The organism is Tritonibacter sp. SIMBA_163, assembly GCF_046535935.1.
GTDB lineage: Bacteria > Pseudomonadota > Alphaproteobacteria > Rhodobacterales > Rhodobacteraceae > Epibacterium > Epibacterium scottomollicae.
The window spans coordinates 25742-31741 of the sequence record NZ_JAWJBP010000027.1 but is presented as its reverse complement, the minus strand read 5'-3'; the positions used below and the strand labels follow the sequence as shown (position 1 = coordinate 31741).

6 protein-coding genes and 1 pseudogene are annotated in these 6000 nt (G+C 61.0%); 5 read left to right on the top strand and 2 right to left on the bottom strand.

Annotation, left to right across the window (positions count from 1 at the left end; genetic code table 11):
• From R0J92_RS20120 to R0J92_RS20105, 4 genes and pseudogenes are all read left to right on the top strand, one after another.
• Positions 1-105, top strand: a pseudogene (locus tag R0J92_RS20120) (IS5/IS1182 family transposase); the annotation flags it as partial.
• A 332-nt stretch (positions 106-437) separates the two neighbouring features.
• On the top strand, positions 438-1412 hold the full coding sequence (gene rsgA / locus R0J92_RS20115) for a ribosome small subunit-dependent GTPase A (RefSeq protein WP_411052917.1): 975 nt from the start codon (positions 438-440) through the stop codon (positions 1410-1412).
• A gap of 173 nt (positions 1413-1585) precedes the next feature.
• A complete protein-coding gene (locus R0J92_RS20110) occupies positions 1586-1738 on the top strand; it encodes a hypothetical protein (RefSeq protein WP_411052916.1) in 153 nt (50 codons plus the stop codon).
• Positions 1739-1883: 145 nt separating this feature from the next.
• Entirely contained in the window at positions 1884-2213 is a 330-nt protein-coding gene (locus tag R0J92_RS20105) for a transposase (RefSeq protein ID WP_411052915.1), read from the top strand.
• Positions 2214-2490: 277 nt separating this feature from the next.
• On the opposite strand, the gene R0J92_RS20100 is transcribed toward R0J92_RS20105, so the two are convergent.
• Positions 2491-3627, bottom strand: coding sequence for an acyl-CoA dehydrogenase family protein (locus tag R0J92_RS20100; RefSeq protein WP_411052914.1), 1137 nt, complete (start codon positions 3625-3627; stop codon positions 2491-2493).
• On the bottom strand, positions 3617-4852 hold the full coding sequence (locus R0J92_RS20095) for a CaiB/BaiF CoA transferase family protein (RefSeq protein ID WP_411052913.1): 1236 nt from the start codon (positions 4850-4852) through the stop codon (positions 3617-3619). Before R0J92_RS20095 ends, R0J92_RS20100 begins: the two co-directional genes overlap by 11 nt.
• Before the next feature lie 97 nt (positions 4853-4949).
• Between R0J92_RS20095 and R0J92_RS20090 the strand changes: the two genes are divergently transcribed.
• Positions 4950-5834: a LysR family transcriptional regulator gene (locus R0J92_RS20090; protein WP_411052912.1), complete on the top strand. Its 885-nt coding sequence runs from the start codon at positions 4950-4952 to the stop codon at positions 5832-5834.
• The last annotated feature ends 166 nt before the right edge of the window (positions 5835-6000 follow it).

The following is a 6000-nucleotide window of genomic DNA, read 5'->3' as shown; positions in this document are numbered from 1 at the left end:
GCCTCACGAGACCGCGATCGCCAGACCGCCGAAATCCACATCCGTCTCGCTCTCATGAACCGCTTCAACGAGCTCGGTATGGCCGAGATCGAACGCATGGCCTGAACTCAATGGGAAAGGGAAAACTCGCTCAGTTGCTGGGTTCTGCAACAATGCCCATTACCTGCCTGACAGTACCGGCGGGGCGATGCCAACTTGACGCTGGAGCACGAGCGGGAGTGCTGGACAGGCATCCAGATCGCAAACCATATTTTTGGGGATGCTCGTCTTTGCGAGGGCCCCGTCAGGCCGTGAACTTGAAGTCATGAGGCGCAACACCGGAAACGGTGCCATCGAAACACTTGCCATGAAGGCTCAATCGCACCATTCAGGGATTTGTGGAAAAGCAAAACCATCATATCCCCGCATCATTGCACGCACTTGGCTGGACAACCGCCTTGCAAAGTCAACTTGGCCTTGAAGACGCAGGTCTTGAGCCGATGCGGGTCTCCGCGGTGCATCGGTCGAAGATGACGGCTGTCTCTGTTGATGGGCAGGCCAAACTGAGTCTGCCTGCGGCGATGACAACTGCAGATTTCGCCGTGGGGGATTGGGTTCTGGCCGATCCTCACAGTCATCAACTTTCCCGCCGACTGGACCGCCACTCGCTGCTGCAACGCCAGACCGTCGGGGCGCGGCAGCTGCAACTGATCGCAGCGAATGTGGATACAGTATTTATCGTCACGTCCTGTAATGACGACTTCAATCCTGCCCGCCTGGAGCGCTACCTGGCTCTGACCAACGAAGCAGGAACTGGCGCTGTGATCGTGTTGACCAAAGTGGACCAGACGCTTGATGCGGTAAAATTCCAGCGCGAGGCCGCGGCGTTGCAGCGGGGATTGCCAGTGGTCTCGATCAACGGAAAGTCACAGGATGCGATTTCTGCCCTCGCGCCTTGGTGCGGCGCGGGGCAGACCGTGGCGCTGATCGGATCGTCCGGCGTGGGCAAATCAACGCTGCTAAATACTCTGGCTCAGAAATCCGAAGATGAGGCGCAAGCCACCGGGGGCATCCGCGCAGATGATGCAAAAGGACGGCATACCACCACGTCCCGTTCCCTGCACACCATCGAAGGCGGTGCTTGGGTGATCGACACGCCGGGAATGCGCACCTTGCATGTAAGCGATCTATCAGCGGGTCTCGATGAGCTTTTTGCCGAGATCACGGAGCTGGCTCCCGATTGCCGATTTCGCGATTGCACGCACAAGCATGAACCCGGTTGCGCGGTGCAGTCCGCGGTCGCCGCTGGGACGCTAGATCCCGCGCGTCTCGCGCGGTGGAGTAAGTTGAGGGATGAAAACGAACAGAACACACCCGTTGTGACCGGCGCGCGCGGGAACAAGAAAATGTCAGTGCGGGGGCGACGGCGCTGAGCCGGACTAAGCCAACTCTATCCGCACCGAGAGCGCCGGTCGTTGCCGGGCGCGCAAGCGGGCCCTTGGCGGTCGCTCAACTCAAGGCGGCATGCTGCACTGATGTCCGTTGAAGAGGGGGGATGGCTCCTGCTCCACCTGCGTCGCGCTGCGCCATAATGCGGATGCCTGCAATGGATATGAAGGCTCATGTCGAACGTGGCAAGTCGGACGACATCGACGCGGAAGTAGTCTGCGGGGCTGTGACGCGCCCAACGATGCGTTTCGTGGCGATCAGGACTGAGGAACAGCAGGGCGTTCTGTTCTTCCACCGCGCCGTGATCTGATCGTGCGGCAACGGACCCAGCTCAGCAACATGCTGCGCGCCCTTTTAGGCGAGTTTGGCATCGTGATTGCCCAGGGGATTGGGAGCGCCGTGAAATTTGCAAAGTCGGTACTTCACGGCGATTGGCAAGCGTTCCTGAAGTCGCCATGGATGTCCTAACGAACCTGTGCGATCAGATGGTTGCTCTGCACTTGCGCATTATCTCGTACGATAAACGCATTCTGCTTGAAGGCCGGAAAGACCCAAAGGTCATGCTGCTACGAACTCTTCCTGAGGTCGGCCCTGCGACCGCCTCGGCCACTGTTGCGACAGCGGGCGACGGGCATCAGTTCCGCGATGGGCGCGAATTTGCGGCCTGGCTGGAGCTGAAACCCATAAGTCGGTCCAGCGGAGGCAATGAACGTCTGGAGCGTATCTCCAAGATAAAAGATCGATACCACAGGCGTCTTCTGGTCACCGGCATGACGGCAGATTGAACCCGATTAAGGACAAACCAGACCGCTCGCGTCATCTGGGCGGTTCTAACCCGCATTGAAAGGAACCGGCTTCACACTGCGTAGTCGCTGAGAAAAGAACACCTGTGACGCAAGACCATTGAGATGATGGAGCAATGTCGCCCCGCGAGCCGAGACTCCCCGCCGAAGGTCAGGGACACGTCGTCATCCGCGAAGCGATTTGGGACTATTCCAACGGACCTCATCGGGGCCAGCTGCTGTCTGCGCTGCACACACAGACATGCGGCTTACCTGAAAGCTAACTCAGAAGTTCGCGGGCAATGATGGTTCGCTGTATTTCCGAGGAGCCTTCGTAAATTCTGAAAATCCGCAAGTCGCGCAAGTAGCGTTCCAGCGGAAAGTCGCGGGTGTAGCCGTAGCCGCCGTGGATCTGCAGCGCCCGGTCTGCGATGCGCCAGGCTGCCTCGCTGGCGTATAGCTTGGCAAAGGCCGAATCTGAGGAATACCGCTCGCCGGTGCCGCGCTTGCGTGCGGCTTGCAGGCCCAAGGCCCGCGCGGCAGCCAGTTCAGTTGCACTGTCGGCCAGCATCCACTGCAGCCCTTGGAAACTGCTGATCGGCCGTCCGCCGACCTCGCGTTCTTTGGCATAGGACACGGCCGCATCCAGCGCGGCGCGCGCAATGCCGGTGGCCTGTGCGGCGACTTCGATACGGCCGTTGTCCAGCACCTTCATTGCGGTGCGGAACCCGGTGCCTTCGTCGCCCAGCCGGTTTTCCGCGGGCACATGGCAGTCAAACGAGATCGGGAACACATGACCGCCGCGCAGGCCCATGGTTTCCTCGTGCTTGCCGATGTCGACACCATCAGTCTTGCCCGGTTCCACTACAAAGGCGCTGACCCCGCGAGCGCCTGCCTCGTTGTCAGTCTTGGCATAGACCACGATGAAATCGGCCTCGCCCGCGTTGGAGATGAAGCATTTGGAGCCCTTCAGCCGGTAGCCTTCGCCGTCCCGGGTGGCGGTGCTGCGCATGTCCGCAGGGTTGGAGCCAGCCATCGGTTCTGTCAGAGCAAAAGCGCCAAGTGCCTCACCCGCTGCGGCGGCTGGCAGGACGCGCTGTTTGAGCACCTCGTCCGCACCCAGAAGCAGTGAATCCGTCGCCAGGAAATGTGCCGTCAGCATCGAGGCGGTAGAACCGCAGGCCCCCGCGATAGCCTCCACCGCGCAATAAAGCGCAGGCCCGGACAGACCGATGCCGCCATACATTTCGGGCAGGTTCATGCCCATAACTCCCATTTCTGCCAGTGCTGCGCGGTGCAGGGTTGCAAATTGGGACTTTGCATCGATTGCCGCAGCGGCAGGTGCCAGAACCTCGCTGGAAAACCGTTCGATCTGGGTGGTGACGGCCTGTTCTTCGCTGTTCAGATCAACGCTCATCGGGGCTCTCCCTGTTTTGCCAAAGTTGTTGCAGTATATAACGCTCATCGGGGCTCTCCCTGTTTTGCCAAAGTTGTTGCAGTATATTCTGGGTGTGGGCGCCCAAAGCGGGCGCTGACTGACGCTTGCCACGGGGCGCACCGCTGAAATGCACCGGCTGCTCCGGCACCGTGAGCGTGCCAAGGGCAGGGTGCTCTACCGCCGAAGCCAGCCCGCGCGCCTGCGCTTGTGGCGAGCCCCAGGCCTCGGGCACCGAACACAGCGCTGCGGCTGGAATGCTTGCCTCTGAGAGGACGTCCACTGCGTCCTGGGCACTAAGATCGGCGGCCCAGCTTTCGATATGCTGCGCCAACGCAGGTTCGTTTTGCTGCCGTAAGGCATCGCTGGCAAAGCGTGGGTCGTCCGCCAACTCCGGCGCGCCGATGGCTGCTGCGAAGCGCGCAAACAGCCGGTCGTTCAGCACCGCGACGGTGAAGCTACCATCCCCGGCCGGATAGGTGCCGAATGGGGCCGATAAGGCATGTTTGCTGCCCGTCCGCCTTGGCGTCTCGCCCGCCATCAGTGCCCGGCAGGCAGCCACCGGCATCATCGAGACAAGCGAGTCATACAGCGCCAGATCAACATGCCGCCCGCTGCCGCTGCGTTCCCGGTCAAACAGCGCCACCATTGCTCCGAAGGCCGCGAACATGCCGCCTGCAACGTCGGCAAAGGCATCTCCGGCCATCATCGGCGGGCCGTCCTCGGCGCCGGTCATATCCATCAGCCCGCTCATTGCCTGGATGATGATGTCATAGGCCGGCAGCAACCGGTTCGGGCCTGTCTGGCCGAACCCGGACACAGAAACATAGACCAGCCGGGGATAGGCCGCGCACAGTTTGTCCGCACCCAGCCCGAACCGCTCCATCACGCCGGGGCGGAAGTTTTCGACCAGCACGTCGCACTCTTCCGCCAGCGCCAATGCAGCTGCACTCCCGTCCTCGGATTTCAGATCCAGAACGATGGATTTCTTGCCCCGGTTCACCGATTGGAACAGCAGGCTTTCGCCGTCCCTGAACGGGCCAATGTGGCGGTAGTCATCGCCCGCGGGCGGCTCCACCTTGATCACCTCCGCCCCGAGGTCGGCCATCAGTGCAGTGCAGTAGGGGCCTGCCAGAACTCGGGAAAAGTCCAGAACCCGGACCCCTTCTAGCGGCCTGCGGCCTGCTGTTTTATCGTCTTCTAACATGCACCCACCCTCAATTGCTTGCTGGAAGGTAGCTCCAGATTGGATATATGTAGAAATACAGGCTGCATATGATGGGTATACCCAATTGAATATACCATTGAACTTCCGACAGATTGAAATCCTGCTGGCGGTCGCGGACACCGGCAGCACCGCCGCGGCGAGCCGCGCGCTGAACACGTCTCAGCCTTCGGTTTCGCTGGCCATTGCCCGCTGTGAGGAAGTGTTCGGACAAAAGCTGTTTATCCGCATTCCCGGGCGCGGGATGGAGCTGACCCCCGTCGGGCAGCACAAGGTTGCACAGCTGCGGGAACTGGAGAAACAAGCGCGCTGGGTCCTGAGCGGCGGTGAGGGTACGCCGGAATTCCTGAATCTGGGGGTGTTTTCAACCCTCGGCCCACGCTATGCGCCGCAGCTGGTGCGCCGCTTTCTGGACGCCCGTCCCGACGCCGAAGTCCGTATCCTTGAAGGCGACCTGCAAACACTGTTCGACTGGCTCAGCGAAGGTCGGATTGACATGGCGCTGCTCTACGACTTTGGCATTCCGTCCGATTTTGTCATCACGCCTCTGATGGCAGCGAAACCCTACGCCCTGCTGCCGCAGGGGCACAGGCTGGCACAACAGCCCAGCGTTCGCGCCGAAGATCTGGCGCAGGAGCCGGTCATCCTAATGAACTTGCCCCACAGCCGCGGCTATTTCCTGTCTCTGTTGCAGAATGCAAGTGTTCCGGTGCGGGTGGCCCACGAAACCGGCTCGATTGAAATGTTGCGAACAATGGTAGCCAACGGGTTTGGTGTTGGCCTGCTGGCGACCGACCTGCCAGACGCCCCGTGCTATGATGGCAGTGCGGTGATCCGGGTTCCCCTGGCCGGGCGCCCGCCGCAGCATCAGATAGCCCTGGCCCATCGCGGCGCGGCGCTCAAGCGGCCAATCACCCAGGCGTTTATCGCCTTTTCCGAAACCTATTTCAGCCCATCGCCCTGACCGCCAGATGGCCCCCGGCGCGAATGGAGGTGGTCGCGGGAATTTGAAGCAGTTGCTGAGCTTTCGCGCCTGAGGAAGACGCGACACTATATGACGAAACGAAAGCGCTGTTCAGCGGAGTTCAAGGCGAAGGTGACACTGAAGGCCGTCCGCGAGGAACTGAGCG